A 22211-nucleotide genomic window follows, 5' to 3' on the forward strand; every position below is an offset into this window, starting at 1 on the left:
CCCGTTAGGGAAATTTCACCTTTTATGGCAACCCGGCACACTGAACAAAAATACTTAAAGCTACTCCAGCACTATGGCGACAAGCCTGTTAGCGTGACGCTACAGGAGCTGGCGGATGTGTTGTTCTGCACCCGGCGGCATATGCGTAATCTGTTGCTTCAGATGCAGGAGGCAAAGTGGCTCATCTGGCAATCACAGGCCGGGCGTGGGCATCGCGCCCGGCTTCACCTGCGCTATAAACCAGAACAGCTGTTAAGCGAAAAGGCGGAGCAGTTGCTGGAGTCTGGTCATGTTGATCAGGCCATTCAGCTGCTGGGTAAAAATAAGCACCAGGTGGCGCAACTGCTGCGCTCAAAACTGGGCTATAGCGTGCGGGCAGACTATCAGCGGCTGTGCATCCCCTATTACCGGACAATGCCGTCGCTGTGCCCCGGCACGCCGTTGCGCCGCTCTGAACAGCATCTGGTCAGGCAGATTTTTAGCGGCCTGACGCGCATAAATGAGGAAAAAGGTGAAGTCGAAGCCGATCTTGCCCACCACTGGCGGCAGATTGATCCACTGCGCTGGCGTTTTTATCTGCGCCCCGCCGTCCTCTGGCATGATGGTCAGGAGCTGACGATCGACGCGGTTATCGCTTCACTGACCCGCAGCGCTAAGCTGCCGTTGTTCTCGCACTTGCAGACCATTCAGGCCACCGGGCCGCTGAGCCTTGAAATTACGCTGGCGCACCCGGATAACCGACTGCCGCTACTGCTCAGCCATATTGATGCCATGATCCTACCGCCTGACCATACACAACGCGCTGATTTCCCGGCACATCCCGTGGGAACTGGCCCTTATGAGGTGGTGGAAAACAATGGCTTTCATCTGCAAATGAAGGCCTTTGACCACTACTTTGGTCTGCGCGGGCTGCTGGATGAAGTGGAGGTCTTTATCTGGCCGAACTTAACGGAGACAGACAACCTGGCGGAATCGCTGTCGGATAACGACACGGCAGCCTGGCTCAGCTCTAGCCTGAGCGATGAGGATTACGTTTCCGGACGGCTTAGCCAGGTATCAGGCAAACCTTCTGACAACCTGCGCGAGATGTTTCTTGAGCGTGGAGGCTATTTTTTATTATGCGACAGCCGCTCCCCGCACTGGCATACCGCCGAACATCGCCGCTGGCTGCGGGAAACACTCAGCCCTTACGCCATACTCCAGCATCTGAGTGAGGCAATTCGCCCCTTCTGGGTACCGGGCGGCAGCCTGCTGTCCTCCTGGTTTCATACTATTGAGGCGGGCCCGGCCTGTTCACCTTTTATCTCGTCGTCGCCCTACGCAAAACTGCGTCTGGCCTATCACGATCAGCACCCTGAATTTCCAATGCTCCTGGATATCATGCAAGAGATCATGCGCCAGCAGGGCATTTTACTTGAGGGCGTTGAGCTGAATTATGATGACTGGGCGAATGGCAAAGCCAATGTGGATCTCTGGCTGGGGACAGTCAATTTCCCCATTCCCGAAGAGTGGAACGTCGGTACATGGCTACTGGGCTCCCCTTTACTGCGCCACGCCATCAGCGGTGGGGATGATGCGCTGCTGGCCCAATGGGAAACCCAGTGGCATGCCGAAACCATCAGCGCGGAACAACTGGTCAGGGAAACCACCCGTTCAGGCTGGCTACAGCCGCTTTTTCACCACTGGATGCGACTCAAAAGCCCCGACCGGGCCAGGGGGATCCACCTGAATAACCTGGGGTGGTTTGATTTCCGATACACCTGGATTGAGCCAGGACCTTAAAGAAGAGAATGTGACCGGGTGCCCGTAGCGCAGGCCGGCGTAGCACCTCTTAGTCGCTCTTCAGCCACCATAGAGAAAGAACAGCGCCTGTCACGGTGCACAAAAAAAGGCCGTCTATCGACGGCCTTCTGCCTGGTACTACATTTGACTTACTCTACGGTAACCGATTTCGCCAGGTTACGCGGCTGGTCAACGTCGGTGCCTTTAATCAGCGCCACGTGATACGCCAGCAGTTGCAGCGGAACGGTGTAGAAGATAGGCGCGATCACTTCTTCTACATGCGGCATCTCAATGATGTGCATGTTGTCGCTGCTGACGAAACCCGCATCCTGGTCGGCGAAGACGTACAACTGACCGCCACGCGCGCGAACTTCTTCGATGTTGGATTTCAGTTTCTCCAGCAGTTCGTTGTTCGGCGCCACCACAATCACCGGCATATCGGCGTCAATCAGCGCCAACGGCCCGTGTTTCAGCTCGCCTGCAGCATAGGCTTCCGCGTGAATGTAAGAGATCTCTTTCAGCTTCAGCGCGCCTTCGAGCGCAATCGGATATTGATCGCCACGCCCCAGGAACAGCGCATGGTGTTTGTCAGAGAAATCTTCCGCCAGGGCTTCGATACGTTTGTCCTGCGACAGCATCTGCTCAATACGGCTCGGCAGCGCCTGTAGGCCATGAACGATATCATGCTCAATGGACGCATCCAGACCTTTCAGACGCGCCAGTTTCGCCACCAGCATCAACAGCACGGTTAACTGGGTGGTGAAGGCTTTGGTAGATGCTACGCCAATTTCCGTACCCGCGTTGGTCATCAGCGCCAGATCGGATTCACGCACCAGCGAAGATCCCGGCACGTTACAAATTGCCAGAGAGCCCAAATATCCCAGCTCTTTCGACAGACGCAGGCCAGCCAGGGTATCTGCCGTTTCGCCAGACTGTGACAGGGTGATCATCAGGCTGTTACGGCGCACGGCAGATTTGCGATAGCGGAATTCAGAGGCGATTTCAACGTCGCACGGAATACCTGCCAGCGATTCAAACCAGTAACGGGAAACCATACCGGAGTTGTAAGACGTACCGCAGGCGAGGATCTGAATATGCTCAACCTTCGACAGCAGTTCATCGGCGTTCGGTCCCAGCTCGCTTAAATCCACCTGACCGTGGCTGATACGCCCGGTAAGGGTGTTTTTGATCGCGTTCGGCTGTTCGTAGATCTCTTTCTGCATGTAGTGGCGGTAAATACCTTTATCGCCCGCGTCATATTGCAGATTGGATTCGATATCCTGACGTTTTACTTCCGCGCCGGTGTTATCGAAGATATTTACCGAACGGCGAGTGATTTCAGCGATATCGCCCTCTTCAAGGAAGATAAAGCGACGAGTCACTGGCAACAGCGCCAGTTGGTCAGAAGCGATAAAGTTTTCGCCCATACCCAGGCCAATCACCAGCGGGCTACCAGAACGTGCCGCCAGTAGGGTATCCGGGTGACGGGTATCCATGATCACTGTACCGTACGCACCACGCAGTTGCGGGATAGCACGCAGAACAGCCTCACGCAGAGTACCGCCCTGTTTCAGTTCCCAGTTTACCAGGTGTGCAATCACTTCGGTGTCGGTTTCAGAAACGAAGGTATAGCCACGCGCTTTTAACGCTTCACGCAGCGGTTCATGGTTTTCGATGATGCCGTTATGCACCACCACAATGTGTTCAGAAACATGCGGATGCGCGTTAGCTTCTGAAGGTTCACCGTGCGTCGCCCAGCGAGTGTGAGCAATACCAGTGCCGCCATGCAGAGGATGTTCTTCCGCTGCCTGAGCCAGCATCTGGACTTTACCGAGGCGACGCAGGCGGGTCATATGACCTTCTGCATCCACCACGGCCAGACCGGCAGAGTCATATCCGCGGTATTCCAGACGACGTAAACCTTCGAGAAGGATTTCAGCTACATCACGCTGCGCGATAGCGCCAACAATTCCACACATAGTTTTATTTCCTGATTATGGCATTACGCCATGCGTTGTCGCTGACCTGTATGCCCGTCGTTGCGGGCGCCCCGAGCCTTGTAGAGAGTGGGGTTATTTTTATAAGTACTGCTCATGGAGCGGAGGATTATTTTATCCTCTCATCTCCGGTCTGCCGGATGGCGCTGACGCTTATCCGGCTTACAAAATCACTTTTTCTTCACCGGACGCTGCCAGCCTTGCTTATGCACCTGCGGCACGCGGCTTAATACCAGTTCATTGTCAGCTACGTTACGGGTGACGGTAGTCCCTGCGGCGATGGTGGCCCCTTTACCAACAGTAACCGGCGCCACCAGTTGGGTATCGGAGCCGACAAACACATCGTCGCCAATAACCGTTTTGAATTTGTTCGCGCCATCATAGTTACAGGTGATGGTCCCCGCGCCGATATTCACGTTGTCGCCAATTTCCGCATCTCCCAGGTAGGTCAGATGGCCGGCTTTAGAACCTTTACCGAGACGCGCTTTTTTCATTTCAACGAAATTGCCGACGTGAGCGCCCGCTAACAGCTCCGCGCCGGGACGCAGGCGAGCAAACGGGCCGATGGTGCAGGCCGCTTCCAGATGCGCATCTTCCACCACGCTGTATGGGCTAATTTCGCAGTCATCGCCAATAACGCTGTTTTTAATAATGCAGCCCGCGCCGATCTTCACGCGGTGACCGAGCGTTACATAACCTTCGATGATAACGTTAGCGTCAATTTCGACATCCATTCCACAATGAAGGGTGCCGCGGAGATCAAAACGTGCCGGATCGCGCAACATAACACCGGATAACAGCAGTTTCTCCGCCTGTTCGGCCTGGTAAATACGCTCCAGACGAGAAAGCTGTAGACGGTTATTCACGCCGTCCGTTTCGCTGATGCGAGCCGGATGCACCGCGGCGATTTCCCGTCCTTCCTGATAAGCCAGCGCGATGATATCTGTGATGTAATATTCACCCTGCGCATTATTGTTAGTCAGCTTAGACAGCCAGCGTTTCAGGTCCGCGCCGTTGGCGATCAGAATACCGGTGTTAATTTCCTGAATCTGACGCTGTTCATCAGTGGCGTCTTTATGTTCAACGATGCCGGTCACTTTACCGTTTACACGCGTAATACGGCCATAGCCGCTCGGATCGTCCAGCTTCACGGTTAATAACCCAATACCACCCTGCGGTTTGGCATCGCGCAGGCGCTGTAAGGTTTCAACCGAAATCAGCGGCACGTCGCCGTAAAGCATTAAAATATCTTCATCATCGCTAAAGAAGGGCGCGGCCTGCTGCATTGCGTGACCTGTACCCAACTGTTCCGCCTGAAGCACCCAGTTCAGCTTGTCATCTTTCAGGGTCTGTTTTAACAACTCGCCACCGTGGCCATAGACCAGATGAACCTGTGCGGCCCCTAATTTAGTAGCTGCATCAATGACATGCTGCACCATGGGTTTACCCGCCAGCGTGTGCAGCACTTTAGGAATATCGGAATACATGCGCGTGCCTTTACCTGCGGCAAGGATCACTACGCTCATAGCACTATTTAACATACGCGTCCTGACTGTAATTTGAGAACGAATTTATACTGTTTCACGTTGAAAATACTACATTTTTTTCATCGTAAAATGGAAGAAGGATAAAACGCTCACCGGGATAAAAACCCCGCCTGCTAATGAATCATTTTCGTTCATTACCGCGCCTCTTGTCTCCTGAAAAGTAAAAACACCCGCGTATTGGCAACGTAGTCCGATGTTTTTGCTGTTTTTTTACTCCATAAATAAAGAAGATAACGTAATAAAGCGCAGGGGAGTCAGAAAAGCAAAAACCAGCGACAGAGGCCGCTGGTTTTCCGTTGCGCGTATTTTTTACTTAATTACGCGACATAAAAATCCGCAAAATATACCAGAACATGGTCGCGATAGAAGCAAACAGATGTAATGCCGCGCCAGCAGGGCGATCGGTAGGGTAATGGTGAATAATGTTAGAAGTATCGTAAAGTATAAACCCGGCGCACAGCAGTACCATTAGCGCAGAAAACCAGACGCCCAGCGAGAAGCCGCAGATGACGCTGGCAATAATCGCGCCAAAAGCAATGAACCCAGCCATAGTCAGAAACGAGCGCAGAAAAGAAAAGTCTTTTTTTATGGAAAAAGCGGTAAACGTCAGGCCGCCGACCAGCAACAGGGTCGTTATTGCCGCCGCGCCAATACTCGACGGGTTAATATACGCCGCCACCGTTAACAGGGGGGCAAAAATCAGGGATTCTGCCAACACATAAATCCCCAGCCCGATAAGTTGCGTTTGATTAGTCCCCGCATTATCCGCCAGACGGGTTGCCAGCATTCCCACCAGCATAAAAGCGCCGAGAACAACCAACCAGCTATATCTTCCACCAGCCAGCAGCACATCAAGCGCATACTCCCCGACCCCTATAAAACTCCACGCCGCGCTCAATACGATAAAACCGACGATGGCGACGGCGAGATGAAGATAAGCGCGACGAATAAAGGTAGTACGATCAATCCTTGAGTCGGGTTGTGGACCCGCAAAGGATGGCTGAAATGACATAGTAATAATCCCTCATTTTATGCAATAAAAACGCATCCATTCCTTCCTTCTTCGCACAATGTGCAGATGCCAATGACAGAAAGAAAGATTTAATGAAAACAGCGCTGTCGCTGAAAACGCGTCGCCTTCAGCCGCTTGTTTTTGTCGTTGCTAGTTTATCGAATAAAAATTGAGAGGATAAAAAAAAACCAGTCCGCAATCAGACTGGTTTTATGCTTTCAAGCCGGTGTTACATCGCTTTTTTGGTCAACTCGATAACGCGCAGTTTAGCGATCGCTTTGGCCAGTTCCGCAGACGCCTGAGCGTAATCCACGTCACCGTGCGAGCTCTTAATGTGCTCTTCGGCTTTACGCTTCGCTTCCAGGGCTCGCGCTTCGTCGAGATCCTGACCGCGAATCGCGGTATCCGCCAGAACGGTCACGCTGCCAGGCTGCACTTCCAGAATGCCGCCGGACAGATAGATAAACTCTTCATGACCGTGCTGCTTAACGATGCGAATCATACCAGGCTTAATGGCGGTGAGCAGCGGCGCGTGCCCCGGGTAAATCCCCAGTTCGCCTTCGCTACCCGTAACCTGGATTTTCTCGACCAGACCGGAGAACATTTGTTGCTCCGCGCTGACGACATCCAGGTGGTAAGTCATTGCCATATCACCCTCCGATTAAGGCGTTAAAGTTTTTTGGCTTTTTCCACGGCTTCGTCGATGGAACCGACCATGTAGAACGCCTGCTCCGGCAGGTGATCGTATTCGCCTTCCATGATGCCTTTAAAGCCACGGATGGTGTCTTTCAGGGAAACGTATTTGCCCGGAGAACCGGTAAATACTTCCGCCACGAAGAACGGCTGGGACAGGAAGCGCTGAATTTTACGCGCGCGTGCTACCACCAGTTTATCTTCTTCAGACAGTTCATCCATACCGAGGATGGCGATGATGTCTTTCAGTTCCTGATAACGCTGCAGGATGGACTGAACGCCACGCGCGGTGTCGTAGTGTTCCTGACCAACAACCAGCGGATCCAGCTGACGGCTGGTGGAGTCCAGCGGGTCAACGGCCGGGTAGATACCCAGGGATGCGATCTGACGGCTCAGTACCACGGTTGCATCTAAGTGCGCAAAGGTGGTGGCTGGAGACGGGTCAGTCAAGTCATCCGCCGGTACGTATACCGCCTGTACGGAGGTGATAGAACCGGTTTTGGTGGAGGTGATACGTTCCTGCAGAACGCCCATCTCTTCCGCCAGAGTCGGCTGATAACCTACCGCGGAAGGCATACGGCCCAGCAGTGCGGATACTTCCGTACCGGCCAGGGTGTAACGATAGATGTTATCGACGAACAGCAGTACGTCACGACCTTCGTCACGGAATTTCTCCGCCATGGTCAGGCCGGTCAGTGCAACGCGCAGACGGTTTCCCGGCGGCTCGTTCATCTGGCCATACACCAGGGATACTTTATCGATAACGTTGGAGTCGGTCATTTCGTGGTAGAAGTCGTTACCCTCACGAGTACGTTCACCTACGCCCGCAAACACAGAGTAACCGGAGTGCTCGATCGCGATGTTACGGATAAGCTCCATCATGTTTACGGTTTTACCTACACCCGCACCACCGAACAGACCGACTTTACCGCCCTTCGCGAACGGACACATCAGGTCGATAACTTTGATACCGGTTTCCAGCAGTTCCTGAGAGTTTGACAACTCTTCGTAGGAAGGCGCTGCGCGGTGAATCGCCCAACGCTCTTCTTCGCCGATCTCGCCTTTCATGTCGACCGGTTCGCCCAGGACGTTCATGATACGACCCAGCGTGGCTTTACCTACCGGGACTTCGATCGGGTGTTCGAGATCTTTTACATCCAGACCGCGACGCAGACCGTCAGAAGACCCCATCGCGATGGTACGCACAATACCGCCGCCAAGCTGCTGCTGAACTTCCAGCACCAGCTTCTCATTACCATTCTGCACCTCAAGAGCATCGTACACGCGTGGTACGGCATCCTGAGGGAACTCGACGTCGACCACGGCGCCGATTACCTGGACAATCTTTCCAGTAGCCATCTTAAATCCTCTACGAAATAACCTGGTTAAACCGCGGCGGCCCCCGAGACGATCTCGGTGAGTTCCTGAGTAATGCTGGCCTGACGAGCTTTGTTGTATACCAACTGCAGCTCTTTAATCAGGCTGCCGCCATTATCGGTTGCGGCTTTCATCGCCACCATTCGTGCGGCCTGCTCGCTGGCCAGGTTTTCTACCACGCCCTGATAAACCTGAGACTCCACATAACGACGCAGGAGAGTATCCAGCAGCGCTTTCGGGTCTGGTTCATACAGGTAATCCCAGGCTTTACGCTTCAGATCATCATCTTCTGACGCCGGCAGCGGCAGCAGTTGAGTGATCGTCGGCACCTGAGACATGGTGTTAATAAATTTGTTGCTGACAATGTAAAGCTTGTCCAGACGGCCTTCGTCGTAGGCCTGCAACATCACTTTAACCGGACCGATCAGTTCGGACAGAGAAGGGTTATCCCCCATACCTGTCACCTGAGCGACAACGTTGCCGCCTACGGAATTAAAGAATGACACGCCCTTAGAGCCGATCATTGCGAGTTCGCACTGAACGCCTTTATCGGACCATGCCTTCATATCCGCCAGCAGCTTTTTGAACAGGTTAATGTTCAAGCCACCGCACAAACCACGGTCGGTCGACACTACCAGGTAGCCCACGCGTTTAACGTCGCGCTCTTCCAGGTAGGGGTGCTTATATTCCAGATTACCGTTCGCAAGGTGACCAATCACTTTGCGCATGGTCTCTGCATAAGGACGGCTGGCCGCCATGCGATCCTGCGATTTACGCATTTTGGAAGCGGCGACCATCTCCATCGCTTTAGTGATCTTTTGCGTGTTCTGGACGCTTGCGATCTTACTACGTATCTCTTTTGCGCCGGCCATGAGCTTCTCCTCAATGCCTTACGGCCTGCCCTAAGGCAAGCCGCCAGACGTTACCAGGACTGGGTTGCTTTGAAGGAATCGAGGATGCCTTTCAGCTTGCCTTCGATTTCGTCGTTATAGCCACCGGACTGGTTGATCTCTTGCATCAGCGGAGCGTGATCACGGTCGACGTAAGCCAGCAGTGCGGCTTCGAAGCTACCGATTTTCGCCAGTTCGACATCCGCCAGATAACCACGTTCTGCTGCGAACAGAACCAGAGACTGCTGCGCGACGGACATCGGCGCATACTGTTTCTGTTTCAGCAGTTCGGTCACTTTCTGACCGTGGTCAAGCTGTTTACGGGTGGCATCGTCAAGGTCGGATGCAAACTGAGAGAACGCCGCCAGTTCACGATACTGCGCCAGCGCGGTACGAATACCACCGGACAGTTTTTTCATGATCTTGGTCTGGGCTGCGCCACCTACACGGGATACCGAGATACCCGGGTTAACCGCAGGACGAATACCGGCGTTAAACAGGTTAGATTCCAGGAAGATCTGACCATCGGTAATGGAAATTACGTTGGTCGGAACGAACGCGGAAACGTCACCTGCCTGCGTTTCGATAATCGGCAGCGCGGTCAGAGAGCCGGTTTTTCCTTTAACTTCACCTTTGGTGAAGGCTTCGACGTAGTCGGCGTTAACACGCGCAGCACGCTCCAGCAGACGAGAGTGGAGGTAGAATACGTCGCCCGGGAATGCTTCACGTCCTGGCGGACGACGGAGCAGCAGGGAGATCTGACGATAAGCAACAGCCTGTTTAGACAGGTCATCGTAAATGATCAGCGCATCTTCGCCGCGGTCGCGGAAGTATTCGCCCATTGCACAACCGGCATACGGCGCCAGATACTGCAGCGCAGCGGATTCGGACGCGGTAGCCACCACAACAATGGTGTTAGCCAGCGCGCCGTGTTCTTCCAGTTTACGCACCACGTTAGAGATGGTGGACGCTTTCTGGCCGATAGCGACATAGATACATTTGATGCCGGAGTCGCGCTGGTTGATGATGGCGTCGATAGCCAGCGCGGTTTTACCGGTCTGACGGTCACCGATGATCAGTTCACGCTGACCACGACCGATTGGGATCATGGAGTCAACGGCTTTATAGCCGGTCTGCACCGGCTGATCGACAGACTGACGATCGATAACGCCCGGCGCAATCGCTTCAACGGCAGAGAAGCCGTCATTATCAACCGGACCTTTACCGTCGATTGGCGCACCCAGGGTGTTCACCACACGTCCCAGCAGGCCGCGGCCAACCGGAACTTCCAGGATACGCCCCGTACATTTAACCTTCATGCCTTCGGCAAGGTCAGCGTATGGACCCATGACTACCGCACCCACGGAGTCGCGCTCCAGGTTCAGTGCGATAGCGTAACGGTTACCCGGCAGGGAGATCATTTCACCCTGCATACAATCGGCCAGGCCGTGAATGCGGATAACACCGTCACTGACAGAAACAATAGTACCTTCGTTGTGAGCTTCGCTCACCACATTGAACTGAGCAATGCGCTGCTTGATCAGTTCGCTGATTTCGGTGGAATTCAGTTGCATGCTCCAGTCCCCTTAAGACTGCAAGACGTCTGCAAGGCGCTCAAGACGGCCGCGTACGCTGCCATCAATGACCATATCACCCGCCCGGATGATAACGCCTGCCATTACAGACTTATCGATTTTGCAATTCAGCTTCACTTTGCGTGACAGACGTTTTTCCATCGCGGCGCTGATTTTCGAAAGCTGCTCTTCACTCAATGCGGTTGCCGACGTAACTTCTACCTCGGAGGTAGCTTCACTGGCGGCACGCAGGTGAATAAACTGCTCCAGAACATCCGGGAGCGCGTTCAGACGATTATTTTCAGCCATCACCCGAATCAGGTTCTGACCGTTTTCGTCTAACTGCTCACCGCAGACTGCGATAAACGACTCAGCGAGCGTTTCCGGCGCCAGCGCGCCAGAGAGAAGCTCTGCCATTTGTTCGTTCTTGGTTACCTCGGCGGCAAACGCCAGCATATCCTGCCAGCGCTCTACACTTTGGTGTTCAACGGCAAAGTCAAAAGCTGCTTTGGCGTAGGGGCGAGCTACCGTAACAAATTCAGACATCAGCCCCTCCCTCCTTACAGTTCAGCGACAAGTTTATCCACGATGTCGCTGTTAGCAGCTTCATCCACGGAACGTTCGATGATCTTCTCGGCGCCAGCAACAGCCAGGATAGCAACTTGCTTACGCAGCTCTTCACGGGCGCGTTTACGCTCGGCTTCAATTTCCGCCTGCGCCTGCGCCACGATTTTAGTACGTTCCTGCTCTGCTTCAGTTTTGGCTTCGTCCAGGATCTGAGCGCGGCGTTTGTTTGCCTGCTCGATGATTACCTGAGCTTCCGCTTTCGCTTTTTTCAGCTGGTCGGTCGCGCTGGCCTTTGCAAGGTCAAGATCCTTATGTGCTCGTTCAGCAGAAGCGAGACCGTCAGCAATTTCTTTCTGACGTTTCTCGATGGCTGCCATTAACGGCGGCCATACGTACTTCATGCAAAACCAGACAAAGAGAATAAACGCGATGGCCTGGCCGAGGATTGTTGCGTTAAGATTCACAGCACAATGCCTCTATCTAGTTAACCTTCTGATATTGCTCTTAATTCAAGCAACGCTTACTACGCGACAGCGAACATCACGTACAGACCCAGACCTACAGCGATCATCGGGATAGCATCCACCAGACCCATAACGATAAAGAACTGAGTACGCAGCAGAGGAATCAGATCAGGTTGACGCGCCGCGCCTTCCAGGAATTTACCCCCGAGGATGCCGATACCGATCGCAGCACCGATTGCCGCCAGACCCATCATCACAGCGGCAGCCATGTACAGCAGATCCATATTCAGGTTTTCCATGACAGTCTCCAGTTTGTTTCAGTTAAAACGTAGTAGTGTTGGTAAATTAATGCTCTTCGGACGCCATCGACAGATAGACAATCGTCAGAACCATGAAAATGAAGGCTTGCAGCGTAATAATCAGGATGTGGAAAATGGCCCACGGCACATTCAGAATCCACTGTGACCACCACGGCAACAGACCAGCAATCAGAATGAAAATCAGCTCACCGGCATACATGTTGCCGAACAGTCGCAGACCGAGAGAAACCGGTTTGGACAGCAGACTTACCCCTTCAAGGATTAAGTTGACAGGAATGAACGCCCAGTGATTGAACGGCTGCAGCGTCAACTCTTTTGCGAAGCCGCCGATGCCTTTCATTTTGATGCTGTAGAACAGAATAAGGATGAATACGCCCAGCGCCATCGACAGGGTGATGTTGACGTCAGCAGACGGCACCACGCGCGTTGCCGGCAGACCCAGCCAATGCTCAGCGATATACGGCAGCAGGTCGATAGGCAGTAAGTCCATCAGGTTCATAAGGAATACCCAGACGAAAATCGTCAGGGCCAGCGGCGCAATCAGCTTGCTTTTGCCATGGTACATGTCTTTGACGCTGCCATGCACAAAGCCGACTATCAGCTCAATCGCGGTCTGAAACTTGCCTGGCACGCCGCTGGTCGCTTTTTTAGCAACGCTACGGAACATCACCAGAAACAACAGACCCAGCACCACCGAGAAGAACATGGAGTCAATATTGAGCGTCCAGAAGGTGGCTGGGGGGTTCTGCGGATCCACCAGCGAGAAAGTACGCAGGTCCAGCTGAAGGTTATTCAGATGGTGTCCTATGTATTCCTGCGGCGTCATATTTTCTGAAGCCATGATGCCTTTTACCCTTTGTTGTTAATTACAGCCGGCGCCAGTATCTGAACCACCAGCACCAAAACCCACGTAACGATCAGCGGCAAAAACACCGCCTTTAAAACCGCCAACGCCACCACCAGTAAAACCAGCATCGCTAACACCTTGAAGGCTTCACCGAAGGCGAAAGTCCAGGACACGCGGCCCTTAGCAGGTGTATGCGCCTGGTGACGCCAGGCAAATATCATAAACAACATATTAGGCAGTGCCACTGCCAATCCCCCACATACTGCGGAGATGCCCCAGAAGGGGTCTTTGAGGCAAAACAGCAATCCACTTGCTATTACCGCCAGAAACTGAATGAACAGAAGCTTACGAGCAACGTTTCGACTCACGAGCGACACAGACATCACGTTTTTACTCCTGCTCACTTCGAGGTATGCCGCGTGTCGTATAAAACGTTCTTTAAGACTTAGAGTCAAGCATCAAAAAGCGGTCAAATTATACGGTGCGCCCCCGTGATTTCAAACAATAAGTAGCCAAAAGGTGAATAAATGTTTAAATATTTTTCTCTGGCCCGCATTTTTAACTTTTAGCCAAAGTGTGAACGATCGTACAAAACTGCAAATAGCGCGAAAACACTGGCGATAAAGCGTGCACCAGATCACACATTAAACATATTCATGCTTACGCAATTCATTTACGTGTCAATTCATGCCTTTTCATCTTTTTGATATTTAAGCGTAAAACCAGGTACTGTTTTAAAAATACCAGCTTACACCTTAAAAACGCCCCATTGACATTTATAATAAAAATTTAACAAGCAAAAGTGATTTTTCGATTCGATTTTTAGCAGACTGATATTTACAAAGTTGATTACTCTCTGTTTTAACAAAAGAAGCGACGTTGTCATGTTGAAACGAAACCGTAAATCCAGAGTTAAATGTAACAACGCTGAAATGCGTTATACCTGTCGATTTTTAACACAAGCCGCGTCGTTTTTTTTCTATTTTTTTTGATAAAAATTAAACTTTGTTTGACTTAATAATCACCAGATGCCGCTCGCCTTCCAGTTGCGGAACGCGTAATTTTTCAACAGATTCGACGCTAAAATCGTCAGGTAGTGAGGCAATTTCATCCCCTGGCAATTGCCCTTTTAAGGCATAAAAACGCCCTTTCTCTCCCGGCAGATGGTGACACCAGCTCACCATATCATTCAACGATGCGAAAGCGCGGCTGATAACGCCATCAAACGGCGGTTCGGAGGGATAGGCTTCAACGCGGCTTTGAACCGGCGTGATGTTTTCCAGTTTCAGTTCGTGCTGGACCTGACGCAGAAAACGTACCCGCTTGCCCAGGCTGTCGAGTAAGGTGAAATGCGCGTCAGGGAGAACAATAGCCAGCGGGATGCCCGGCAGCCCCGGTCCTGTTCCTACGTCGATAAAACGCTGTCCCTGAAGATACGGCGCAACGACTATGCTGTCGAGAATATGGCGTACCAACATTTCGTTGGGATCCCGCACTGACGTCAGGTTGTATGCTTTGTTCCATTTGTGCAGCATATCAACGTAGGCGACCAGCAGCGTTTTCTGGTGATCGGTAAGAGAAATACCGGCATCAGCCAGCAGACGAGAGAGTTTGTTGAGCACGGTCATTACCTGTTAATAATCAAATGCCCGATGCGCTTTCGCTTATCGGGCCTACAAATTTGTAGGGCGGGCAAGAGAAGCGCCCCCGCCAAATTAGTGTTATCAAGCGCTACGACGCAGCATACCTTGTTTTTTCAGCCATACCAGCAGAATGGAGATTGCCGCTGGCGTAACGCCGGAGATACGCGATGCCTGGCCGATAGACGCCGGTTTATGATCGTTCAGCTTGGCGATAACTTCGTTCGACAGACCGGAAACCTGACGATAATCCAGCGTGGCAGGCAGCAACGTATTCTCGTTACGTAGTTGTTTTTCAATCTCATCCTGCTGGCGAGCGATATAGCCTTCGTATTTGACCTGGATTTCCACCTGCTCAGCGGCTTGCTCATCTTCAAGCGCAGGCGCGAATGCGGCAAGCGAAGTGAGCTGCGCGTAGGTCATTTCCGGACGACGCAACAGATCTTCACCGCTGGCCTCACGGGAGAGAGGCGTGGTCAAATGCGCATTCACTTCATCGGCGGATTCCGCAGACGGCGTTACCCATGTCGATTTCAGCCGCTGACGTTCGCGTTCGATATTTTCCAGCTTCTCGTTGAATCGCGCCCAGCGTTCATCATCCACCAGACCCAGCTCGCGGCCCATTTCGGTCAAACGCAGATCGGCGTTGTCCTCACGCAGCATCAGGCGATATTCGGCGCGGGAGGTAAACATGCGATACGGCTCTTTGGTGCCCAGCGTACAGAGATCGTCCACCAGCACGCCGAGATAAGCCTGAGAACGCGCAGGCGCCCAGCCCTCTTTGTCGGCGGAAAGACGCGCGGCATTCAGACCAGCGAGCAAGCCCTGCGCCGCAGCCTCTTCATAGCCGGTAGTACCGTTGATTTGACCAGCAAAGAACAGGCCGTGAATAAATTTACTTTCCAGAGTCGGTTTCAGATCGCGCGGGTCGAAGAAATCGTACTCAATCGCGTAACCAGGGCGAACGATCTTCGCGTTCTCCATGCCCTGCATGGAACGGACAATCTGCATCTGCACGTCAAACGGCAGGCTGGTGGAGATACCGTTAGGGTAAATCTCGTTAGAGGTCAGTCCTTCCGGCTCAAGGAAGATCTGATGCTGGTTACGATCGGCAAAACGCATCACCTTGTCTTCGATCGAAGGACAGTAGCGTGGGCCGATCCCTTCGATCACGCCAGCGTACATTGGGCTACGATCGAGGTTATTACGAATCGCGTCATGGGTTTTCTCATTGGTATGCGTGATGTAACACGGCACCTGTTGCGGATGCTGAGAAGCATTCCCCATAAACGAGAAAACCGGCATCGGGTTATCGCCATGCTGTTGAGCCAACACGCTGAAATCGATAGTACGCGCATCAATACGCGGCGGTGTGCCGGTTTTCAGGCGGCTGACGCGTAGCGGGAGCTCACGCAGACGGCGAGACAGCGGGATGGATGGCGGATCGCCAGCACGACCGCCGCTGTAGTTATCCAGACCAATATGAATTTTGCCGTCCAGGAAGGTCCCGACGGTCAGTACCACCGCTTTCGCGCGGAATTTGAGCCCCATTTGGGTCACGGCGCCGACAACGCGATCGTTTTCGACAATCAGATCTTCAACCGCTTGCTGGAAGATCATCAGATTCGGCTGGTTCTCCAGCGCGGTACGCACCGCCTGGCGGTATAAGACTCGATCCGCCTGAGCCCGGGTAGCGCGAACGGCCGGACCTTTGCTGGCGTTTAGTATCCTAAACTGAATACCTGCCTGATCGATCGCTTTCGCCATCAGACCACCGAGCGCATCCACCTCTTTTACCAGATGTCCCTTTCCAATACCGCCGATCGCCGGGTTGCAGCTCATCTGTCCCAACGTGTCAATATTGTGTGTCAAAAGCAGAGTCTGTTGACCCATACGCGCTGCGGCCATCGCGGCCTCAGTGCCTGCATGACCCCCGCCAATAATAATGACGTCAAAAGGATCCTGATAAAACATGGTAATTGCCTCGCATAACGCGGTGTGAAAATGGATTGAAGCCCGGGCGGTGGATTCTACTCAACTTTAGCCGATGGAGAAAGCCCCGGGATCCTGGCTATTAAAAAGAAGATCTTTTTATTTAGAGATCTGTTCTATTGTGATCTCTTATTAGGATCGCGCCAGGCTGTGGATAACCCGGATCCTGTAATAAAGATCAATGCGTTGGAAAGGATCACTAGCTGTGAATGATCGGTGATCGTGGCCCGTATAAGCTGGGATCAAAACGGGTACTTATACACAACTCAAAAAGTGAACAACGGTTATTCTTTGGATAACTACCGGTTGATCCAAGCTTTCCACCAGATTTATCCACAATGGATCGCACGATCTTTACACTTATTTGAGTAAATTAATCCAGGATCCGAGCCAAATCTCCGCTGGATCTTCCGGAATCTCATGTTCAAGGATGTTGATCTTCAGTGTTTCCCCAACCTGTTTTGCGCCAGCGTCTTTCAGTTCCGCTTCTATTTTCTCAATCGCGCCGCAAAACGTGTCGTATTCTCGACTACCAATGCCAATTGCGCCGAAACGTACCGCGGAAAGATCGGGTTTCTGCGTCTGAAGGTCTTCATAGAAAGGGGTCAGGTTGTCCGGAATGTCTCCGGCGCCGTGCGTTGAGCTGATTATCAGCCAGATCCCGGAAGTTGACAGATCCTCTAATAACGGACCGTGCACCGTTTCGGTTGAAAAACCGGCAGCTTCCAGCTTTTCCGCCAGATGTTCCGCGACGTATTCGGCGCCGCCCAGGGTGCTGCCGCTGATAAGAGTAATGTCTGCCATTGATCGCTCGCTCAGGTAAAGAGGCTGCATTGTACTCTGTGAACGAGCTGGGATCTACCTGTGGAAAAATGTGGGATTAAAAAAGCCGATCATGGCTTGATGGTGCGCATGATCGGGTTCTGCAAGACGATCAGTGTCTCAGTGGACTGAATTTCATCAATTGTTTGGATCTTGTTGATAAGTACGTGCTGAAGCGCGTCGATTGATTTGCACATCACTTTTATAAAGATGCTGTAGTGACCGGTGGTGTAATACGCTTCCGTCACCTCATCCAGGCTTTCCAGCCGGGCCAGTGCGGAGGGATAGTCTTTGGCGCTTTTGAGGATGATGCCAATAAAGCAGCCCACATCGTAGCCCAGCTGTTTAGGGCTGACGTCAATCCGTGCGCCCGTAATGATCCCGGCCTGCTTCATTTTCTCGACGCGAACGTGAATGGTTCCAGGGCTAACGCCAAATTGTTTGGCCAGTTCGGCGTAGGCGGTGCGGGCATTTTCCATTAAGGCGTCAAGTATGCCGCGGTCCAGATTGTCGATCTGATAATTTTCCATCGCTTTTTCTTATGCAGATTAATGATTATCTCTATTTTAGCCATTATTTTTAACGAATCAAAATCGAAGTTAGCTTTTTATCTGTTGATTATTGAATAGTGCTCTCGTTTTGTTGCTTAATCATAGGCAACAGGACGCAGGAGTAAAAAAATGAAAACCGCTTACATTGCCAAACAACGTCAAATTAGCTTCGTGAAATCACATTTCTCTCGCCAGCTTGAGGAGCGTCTGGGTCTGATTGAGGTCCAGGCGCCGATCCTGAGTCGCGTAGGGGATGGTACGCAGGATAATTTGTCCGGCTGTGAAAAAGCGGTGCAGGTAAAAGTGAAAGCGTTGCCTGACGCCCAGTTCGAAGTGGTGCATTCACTGGCGAAGTGGAAACGTCAAACCCTGGGGCAACATGACTTCAGCGCGGGCGAAGGGCTGTACACGCACATGAAAGCCCTTCGCCCCGATGAAGACCGACTCTCTCCGCTCCACTCGGTCTATGTGGATCAGTGGGACTGGGAGCGTGTCATGGGCGATGGCGAGCGCCAATTTTCCACCCTGAAAAGCACAGTAGAGGCTATATGGGCAGGAATTAAAGCTACCGAAGCCGCGGTCAGTAAAGAGTTTGGTCTGGCGCCGTTCCTGCCAGATCAGATCCATTTTGTTCACAGTCAGGAACTGCTGGCGCGTTTCCCGGATCTGGATGCGAAAGGGCGCGAACGCGCGATCGCCAAAGAACTTGGCGCCGTTTTCCTGGTGGGGATCGGCGGTAAACTGAGCGATGGCCACCGCCATGATGTACGCGCGCCGGATTATGATGACTGGAGCTCCGCATCTGAGCTGGGCTACGCCGGTCTGAACGGCGATATCCTGGTGTGGAACCCGGTGCTGGAAGATGCGTTTGAGCTTTCCTCTATGGGTATCCGCGTAGATGCCGATACGCTGATGCGCCAGCTGGCGTTGACCGGTGATGAAGATCGTCTGCAACTGGAGTGGCATCAGGCGCTGCTGCGCGGCGAAATGCCGCAGACCATCGGCGGCGGGATTGGGCAGTCGCGTCTGACGATGTTGCTGCTGCAATTGCCGCATATTGGTCAGGTGCAGTGCGGCGTATGGCCCGCGCAGGTTCGCGAAAGCATTCCTGCTATTTTATAAGCCGTTAGCGCCGCCAGCGTCTCAGCAGGCGGCTTCGCATCCCGGTGTCAAAGCGCCAGATATGATCGAAAATGCGCATGATGCCGGGTTTGCCGTGCGCCGACATCGCCACCGCGTGGAATCGATGCTGGTGAAGACGCTGCAACTCTCCTACTTTGCTCACCACGTCATCCGGCAAGCGCTGGGCGATAAAATCCGAAATGACCACCGCATCGGCATCAAACCATTCCCGTCCCTGCATTCTTTCAATAATGGCGCGAAAACAGCTGGCGATATCTGTGCCGCCGCGAAAACGTTGACTTAAAAAGCGGATGGCCTGCTCGATACCTTCCGGGCCGGAGAGTTCATAACGCACAACGTCAGTGGAAAACAGCATAATAAAGCAGCGGCGGTTATCCGCCAGCGCAACGCGCATCAACGCCAGGCAGAACGCTTTTGCGCACTGCTCGTTAAATCCTCCCATCGAGCCTGAAGTATCGACGCAGACAATAAACGGTCCGCGCGGCTGCTCGTCGACATCCTGGTGTACTACCGGCCGTTCGGTCACTTTCTCACGCCACGCTTCGCCATGCAGGCGATAGGTGAGGAGCTGTTTTTCCACTAACCGGCGGTAAAATTCATATTCCAGCTCGGTGATGCCGAGCGTCGCCAGCTCTGGCGGCAACAGGCGCAGAATATCATCGCCTTGCTGTATACCGTCAACCTGCTCCGGCACCGTTGCGGGTTCGCGTACCAGTGTACGAAAGGTTTCCATCGGCGCGTCTTTTTTCGGTACCGATTTGGCTTCCCGCGAACGTCCCAGTTGTTCCGCCAGTTGCATTAGCTCCGGCTGGGCGGCGAGAAATTCGCCGTATTTTACGATCAGTTGATAATCACCACGTTTAAGCTGGCCCGCGCTCATATCCCACAGGCGGCCTGCGGCATTATCATTTTCCGCCAGCGTCGGTTCCAGTTGCCCGCTCAGCGTCATCCGTTCCTGAACGTCACTCAGCAACTGCTCGCGCTCTTCTTCCAGTAGTTGTTGGTTTAACGTGGTGGCCTGCACGACCAGACTTAACCGCCAGCGTTGCAAAAAAAGCGTGTGTAGCGCAGGGGTAAAGGTACTGTTGCTCTCCGTCAACTGCTTCGCCTGCGCGGCATACGGTGAATGCAGGCGATGAAGCAACGCCAGTATTTGCGGCAGTTGCACGATGAACTGTGGTGTAGAGAGAAGTTGGCTTTGCTGATAACACATGACCTCTTCCGTGAGTTCCGGCGGAACGCGTGCGTCTTTAAGACGGCTGCGTAGCGCTTCCCGCCAGCGCGGGAGATCGGCGGTCACGGCGTTTTTTAAACGCGGAAACTTTTCAAAGAAAATGACCAGCTGTGGGGAAGCCAGTAGCGCGAGGATCATCTCTTCGACCATTCCCTCTTCGCTGACGGCCAGCATGGTATTTAGCGTATCCAGCGTCAGCATTGTTGCGCCTGGCGGATCTGTTCTCCTACATCCTGCAGGCTGGCCTCAATGCGCCCTAACCAGTCGCTGTGAATAAACAGGCAATGTTGCTGCTCGCTGAAGCGGGTATGCTGCTGGCGCCAGTCGTTTTCTAACGTTTCCAGCTGCTGTTTGATCTCCGCAGGCATACTGTCTTCAGCCGTTCCCGGTAACGCCAGACGGGTACCTTGTAGACTGATGTCGCGCACCACCAGATGTTGAGCGTTATCGACTTCCATATTCAGCGTTTGGGCAAAGCCGATCCCGTTCAGTTTGCCGCGGATCTCGCCACCTTTGGTCAGCCAAAGTTCCAGCGCGCTGCGGTCAAAGGTAATATGGATCACTTCCATATCATGCAGTTTTAGCGGTTTTTGTAGCAATAACGTCAACGTTGACGCACTGGCTTCCGGCGGTAAAGTGTAATGCGGGCGACGGCTGAACATACCGCCTTCTTTAATGACGGTGAAGGCGGTTTTATCGCTTTGCTGTTGCTGCAACTGGAGGCGGCGCTGGACGATACCGCCGAGGCGAGTCAGCATGGCCTGCTGCTGCCAGGCGTGTCCGGTCATCAATATTTCCAGTTGCTGTTGCATGAGATTCAGACTCTGCGCGTCATACCACAAGCAATCTTTTAGCAGGATAAGGTCAATCGGCGCAACCGCGTCGCGTCCGCTAAAGAAGGCGCTGGCCTGTAACAGGCGGATGGCTTTCTTCCAGCGACGGTCGGAGACATAAGGCGCATTCGGCAAATTATCCAGCTGTTGGCGCAGAGTAAATATCAGCTCAAAGACCGGATCAGGGAGTGAAATCGCGCCGATATCTTTTTGCCACTGTTGATATTCTTCGTCGCTAACCTGTAACGAGGCGGGGACCGGGTTATCGCTCTCATCCTGCTGACTAACCAGCATGGAGCGGAAATTGGCTTTATCCTGAACTTTATCCAGCCACAGGCGAATCAACATTCGGTCGTACAAGGCTTCCAGGCTGCTGTCCGCTTCGGGCAGTTCGTTAGAGGCCGCCACCAGCAGCCGCATCGGAATTTTTTCCTCAAATGCGCCGTTGCGGAAATGGCGTTCGTTAATGGCGGTCAGCAATGTGTTCAGGATAGCGGGCCCGGCTTTCCAGATTTCATCCAGAAAAACGATTTCGGCTTCGGGAAGGTAGCCGGTCGTTAAGCGTTCATAGCGACCTTCATCTTTCAGCGCCTGAATAGAGAGCGGGCCAAACACCTCTTCCGGCGTGGAAAAGCGTGTCATCAGATATTCAAAAGCGCGGGCGCGCTGGAAAGCAAACTTCAGGCGGCGGGCAATCAGACTCTTGGCGATACCGGGCGGGCCCAACAAAAAGACGCTCTCACCGCTTAACGCCGCCAGTAGGCAAAGGCGTATGGCGTGACTACGTTCATACAGCCCCTTCTCAAGGGCGCTGCTCAGACGGGAAATTCTTTCCGCTAATAAATGTGGGTGAGCCATAATAAAGAGGCGTCCTTTCGACAAATGGATCATGCTAATTGCGAGTATAGACGTTTCACCACCGGGGC

Annotated in this window: 20 protein-coding genes; 2 read left to right on the forward strand and 18 right to left on the reverse strand. The window is 53.0% G+C overall.

The window, feature by feature from the left end; translation table 11 throughout:
* Positions 1 to 24: 24 nt before the first annotated feature.
* Entirely contained in the window at positions 25 to 1782 is a 1758-nt protein-coding gene (locus tag ACLJQD_RS21900) for an SgrR family transcriptional regulator (RefSeq protein ID WP_017442061.1), read from the forward strand.
* Between the two features lie 149 nt (positions 1783 to 1931).
* On the opposite strand, the gene glmS is transcribed toward ACLJQD_RS21900, so the two are convergent.
* The 16 genes from glmS to asnC form a co-directional block, all read right to left on the reverse strand.
* Positions 1932 to 3761 carry a glutamine--fructose-6-phosphate transaminase (isomerizing) gene (glmS, locus tag ACLJQD_RS21905; protein WP_000334059.1) on the reverse strand — a complete coding sequence of 610 codons (1830 nt, stop codon included), beginning with the start codon at positions 3759 to 3761 and terminating at the stop codon, positions 1932 to 1934.
* A 188-nt stretch (positions 3762 to 3949) separates the two neighbouring features.
* The gene (gene glmU, locus ACLJQD_RS21910; protein WP_001525665.1) at positions 3950 to 5320 is read right to left on the reverse strand and encodes a bifunctional UDP-N-acetylglucosamine diphosphorylase/glucosamine-1-phosphate N-acetyltransferase GlmU; all 1371 of its coding nucleotides are present in this window, start codon (positions 5318 to 5320) and stop codon (positions 3950 to 3952) included.
* A gap of 319 nt (positions 5321 to 5639) precedes the next feature.
* Positions 5640 to 6338: a Bax inhibitor-1 family protein gene (locus ACLJQD_RS21915; RefSeq protein WP_000009908.1), complete on the reverse strand. Its 699-nt coding sequence runs from the start codon at positions 6336 to 6338 to the stop codon at positions 5640 to 5642.
* 229 nt (positions 6339 to 6567) lie between these two features.
* A complete protein-coding gene (locus ACLJQD_RS21920; RefSeq protein WP_001251971.1) occupies positions 6568 to 6987 on the reverse strand; it encodes a F0F1 ATP synthase subunit epsilon in 420 nt (139 codons plus the stop codon).
* A 20-nt stretch (positions 6988 to 7007) separates the two neighbouring features.
* Positions 7008 to 8390 carry a F0F1 ATP synthase subunit beta gene (gene atpD / locus ACLJQD_RS21925; protein ID WP_000190499.1) on the reverse strand — a complete coding sequence of 461 codons (1383 nt, stop codon included), beginning with the start codon at positions 8388 to 8390 and terminating at the stop codon, positions 7008 to 7010.
* 26 nt (positions 8391 to 8416) lie between these two features.
* Positions 8417 to 9280, reverse strand: coding sequence for a F0F1 ATP synthase subunit gamma (gene atpG, locus ACLJQD_RS21930; protein ID WP_000896506.1), 864 nt, complete (start codon positions 9278 to 9280; stop codon positions 8417 to 8419).
* A gap of 50 nt (positions 9281 to 9330) precedes the next feature.
* Complete coding sequence (gene atpA / locus ACLJQD_RS21935; RefSeq protein ID WP_001176751.1) at positions 9331 to 10872, reverse strand: F0F1 ATP synthase subunit alpha; 1542 nt, start codon at positions 10870 to 10872, stop codon at positions 9331 to 9333.
* 12 nt (positions 10873 to 10884) lie between these two features.
* Positions 10885 to 11418: a F0F1 ATP synthase subunit delta gene (atpH, locus tag ACLJQD_RS21940; RefSeq protein WP_001288957.1), complete on the reverse strand. Its 534-nt coding sequence runs from the start codon at positions 11416 to 11418 to the stop codon at positions 10885 to 10887.
* 14 nt (positions 11419 to 11432) lie between these two features.
* On the reverse strand, positions 11433 to 11903 hold the full coding sequence (gene atpF / locus ACLJQD_RS21945) for a F0F1 ATP synthase subunit B (RefSeq protein WP_001052212.1): 471 nt from the start codon (positions 11901 to 11903) through the stop codon (positions 11433 to 11435).
* A gap of 59 nt (positions 11904 to 11962) precedes the next feature.
* Complete coding sequence (atpE, locus tag ACLJQD_RS21950; protein WP_000429386.1) at positions 11963 to 12202, reverse strand: F0F1 ATP synthase subunit C; 240 nt, start codon at positions 12200 to 12202, stop codon at positions 11963 to 11965.
* 46 nt (positions 12203 to 12248) lie between these two features.
* Positions 12249 to 13064 (reverse strand): F0F1 ATP synthase subunit A, encoded by an 816-nt coding sequence (atpB, locus tag ACLJQD_RS21955; RefSeq protein ID WP_000135632.1) that lies wholly within the window; start codon positions 13062 to 13064, stop codon positions 12249 to 12251.
* Positions 13065 to 13072: 8 nt separating this feature from the next.
* Positions 13073 to 13453, reverse strand: a complete 381-nt coding sequence (atpI, locus tag ACLJQD_RS21960; RefSeq protein WP_000116685.1) for a F0F1 ATP synthase subunit I — start codon at positions 13451 to 13453, stop codon at positions 13073 to 13075.
* A gap of 615 nt (positions 13454 to 14068) precedes the next feature.
* Positions 14069 to 14692 carry a 16S rRNA (guanine(527)-N(7))-methyltransferase RsmG gene (gene rsmG / locus ACLJQD_RS21965; protein ID WP_001528235.1) on the reverse strand — a complete coding sequence of 208 codons (624 nt, stop codon included), beginning with the start codon at positions 14690 to 14692 and terminating at the stop codon, positions 14069 to 14071.
* 102 nt (positions 14693 to 14794) lie between these two features.
* Positions 14795 to 16684, reverse strand: coding sequence for a tRNA uridine-5-carboxymethylaminomethyl(34) synthesis enzyme MnmG (mnmG, locus tag ACLJQD_RS21970; RefSeq protein WP_017442062.1), 1890 nt, complete (start codon positions 16682 to 16684; stop codon positions 14795 to 14797).
* Positions 16685 to 17062: 378 nt separating this feature from the next.
* Positions 17063 to 17506 carry an FMN-binding protein MioC gene (gene mioC / locus ACLJQD_RS21975; protein ID WP_001518982.1) on the reverse strand — a complete coding sequence of 148 codons (444 nt, stop codon included), beginning with the start codon at positions 17504 to 17506 and terminating at the stop codon, positions 17063 to 17065.
* Positions 17507 to 17595: 89 nt separating this feature from the next.
* Complete coding sequence (gene asnC / locus ACLJQD_RS21980; RefSeq protein ID WP_000433016.1) at positions 17596 to 18054, reverse strand: transcriptional regulator AsnC; 459 nt, start codon at positions 18052 to 18054, stop codon at positions 17596 to 17598.
* Between the two features lie 150 nt (positions 18055 to 18204).
* On the opposite strand from asnC, the gene asnA reads away from it, so the two are divergent.
* Positions 18205 to 19197 carry an aspartate--ammonia ligase gene (gene asnA / locus ACLJQD_RS21985; protein ID WP_000845114.1) on the forward strand — a complete coding sequence of 331 codons (993 nt, stop codon included), beginning with the start codon at positions 18205 to 18207 and terminating at the stop codon, positions 19195 to 19197.
* Positions 19198 to 19201: 4 nt separating this feature from the next.
* Here asnA and viaA read toward each other — a convergent pair whose 3' ends face one another.
* Both viaA and ravA read right to left on the reverse strand, forming a co-directional pair.
* Positions 19202 to 20653: an ATPase RavA stimulator ViaA gene (gene viaA, locus ACLJQD_RS21990; protein WP_000956588.1), complete on the reverse strand. Its 1452-nt coding sequence runs from the start codon at positions 20651 to 20653 to the stop codon at positions 19202 to 19204.
* On the reverse strand, positions 20647 to 22143 hold the full coding sequence (gene ravA / locus ACLJQD_RS21995) for an ATPase RavA (RefSeq protein WP_017442063.1): 1497 nt from the start codon (positions 22141 to 22143) through the stop codon (positions 20647 to 20649). The genes viaA and ravA overlap by 7 nt, the downstream gene beginning before the upstream one ends.
* Between the last annotated feature and the right edge of the window lie 68 nt (positions 22144 to 22211).

It is taken from the genome of Salmonella sp. SAL04214, assembly GCF_046550615.1.
In the GTDB taxonomy this organism is placed as follows: domain Bacteria; phylum Pseudomonadota; class Gammaproteobacteria; order Enterobacterales; family Enterobacteriaceae; genus Salmonella; species Salmonella enterica.

What these genes read in the sequence shown, in the direction of transcription:
- ravA (WP_017442063.1), bottom strand. Translation starts at nt 22,143, where the DNA reads ATGGCTCACCCACATTTATTAGCGGAAAGAATTTCCCGTCTGAGCAGC.
- mnmG (WP_017442062.1), bottom strand. Translation starts at nt 16,684, where the DNA reads ATGTTTTATCAGGATCCTTTTGACGTCATTATTATTGGCGGGGGTCAT.
- atpH (WP_001288957.1), bottom strand. Translation starts at nt 11,418, where the DNA reads ATGTCTGAATTTGTTACGGTAGCTCGCCCCTACGCCAAAGCAGCTTTT.
- viaA (WP_000956588.1), bottom strand. Translation starts at nt 20,653, where the DNA reads ATGCTGACGCTGGATACGCTAAATACCATGCTGGCCGTCAGCGAAGAG.
- asnA (WP_000845114.1), top strand. Translation starts at nt 18,205, where the DNA reads ATGAAAACCGCTTACATTGCCAAACAACGTCAAATTAGCTTCGTGAAA.
- glmS (WP_000334059.1), bottom strand. Translation starts at nt 3,761, where the DNA reads ATGTGTGGAATTGTTGGCGCTATCGCGCAGCGTGATGTAGCTGAAATC.
- ACLJQD_RS21900 (WP_017442061.1), top strand. Translation starts at nt 25, where the DNA reads ATGGCAACCCGGCACACTGAACAAAAATACTTAAAGCTACTCCAGCAC.
- atpD (WP_000190499.1), bottom strand. Translation starts at nt 8,390, where the DNA reads ATGGCTACTGGAAAGATTGTCCAGGTAATCGGCGCCGTGGTCGACGTC.
- ACLJQD_RS21915 (WP_000009908.1), bottom strand. Translation starts at nt 6,338, where the DNA reads ATGTCATTTCAGCCATCCTTTGCGGGTCCACAACCCGACTCAAGGATT.
- atpA (WP_001176751.1), bottom strand. Translation starts at nt 10,872, where the DNA reads ATGCAACTGAATTCCACCGAAATCAGCGAACTGATCAAGCAGCGCATT.
- mioC (WP_001518982.1), bottom strand. Translation starts at nt 17,506, where the DNA reads ATGGCAGACATTACTCTTATCAGCGGCAGCACCCTGGGCGGCGCCGAA.
- ACLJQD_RS21920 (WP_001251971.1), bottom strand. Translation starts at nt 6,987, where the DNA reads ATGGCAATGACTTACCACCTGGATGTCGTCAGCGCGGAGCAACAAATG.
- asnC (WP_000433016.1), bottom strand. Translation starts at nt 18,054, where the DNA reads ATGGAAAATTATCAGATCGACAATCTGGACCGCGGCATACTTGACGCC.
- atpB (WP_000135632.1), bottom strand. Translation starts at nt 13,064, where the DNA reads ATGGCTTCAGAAAATATGACGCCGCAGGAATACATAGGACACCATCTG.
- atpI (WP_000116685.1), bottom strand. Translation starts at nt 13,453, where the DNA reads ATGTCTGTGTCGCTCGTGAGTCGAAACGTTGCTCGTAAGCTTCTGTTC.
- atpE (WP_000429386.1), bottom strand. Translation starts at nt 12,202, where the DNA reads ATGGAAAACCTGAATATGGATCTGCTGTACATGGCTGCCGCTGTGATG.
- glmU (WP_001525665.1), bottom strand. Translation starts at nt 5,320, where the DNA reads ATGTTAAATAGTGCTATGAGCGTAGTGATCCTTGCCGCAGGTAAAGGC.
- atpG (WP_000896506.1), bottom strand. Translation starts at nt 9,280, where the DNA reads ATGGCCGGCGCAAAAGAGATACGTAGTAAGATCGCAAGCGTCCAGAAC.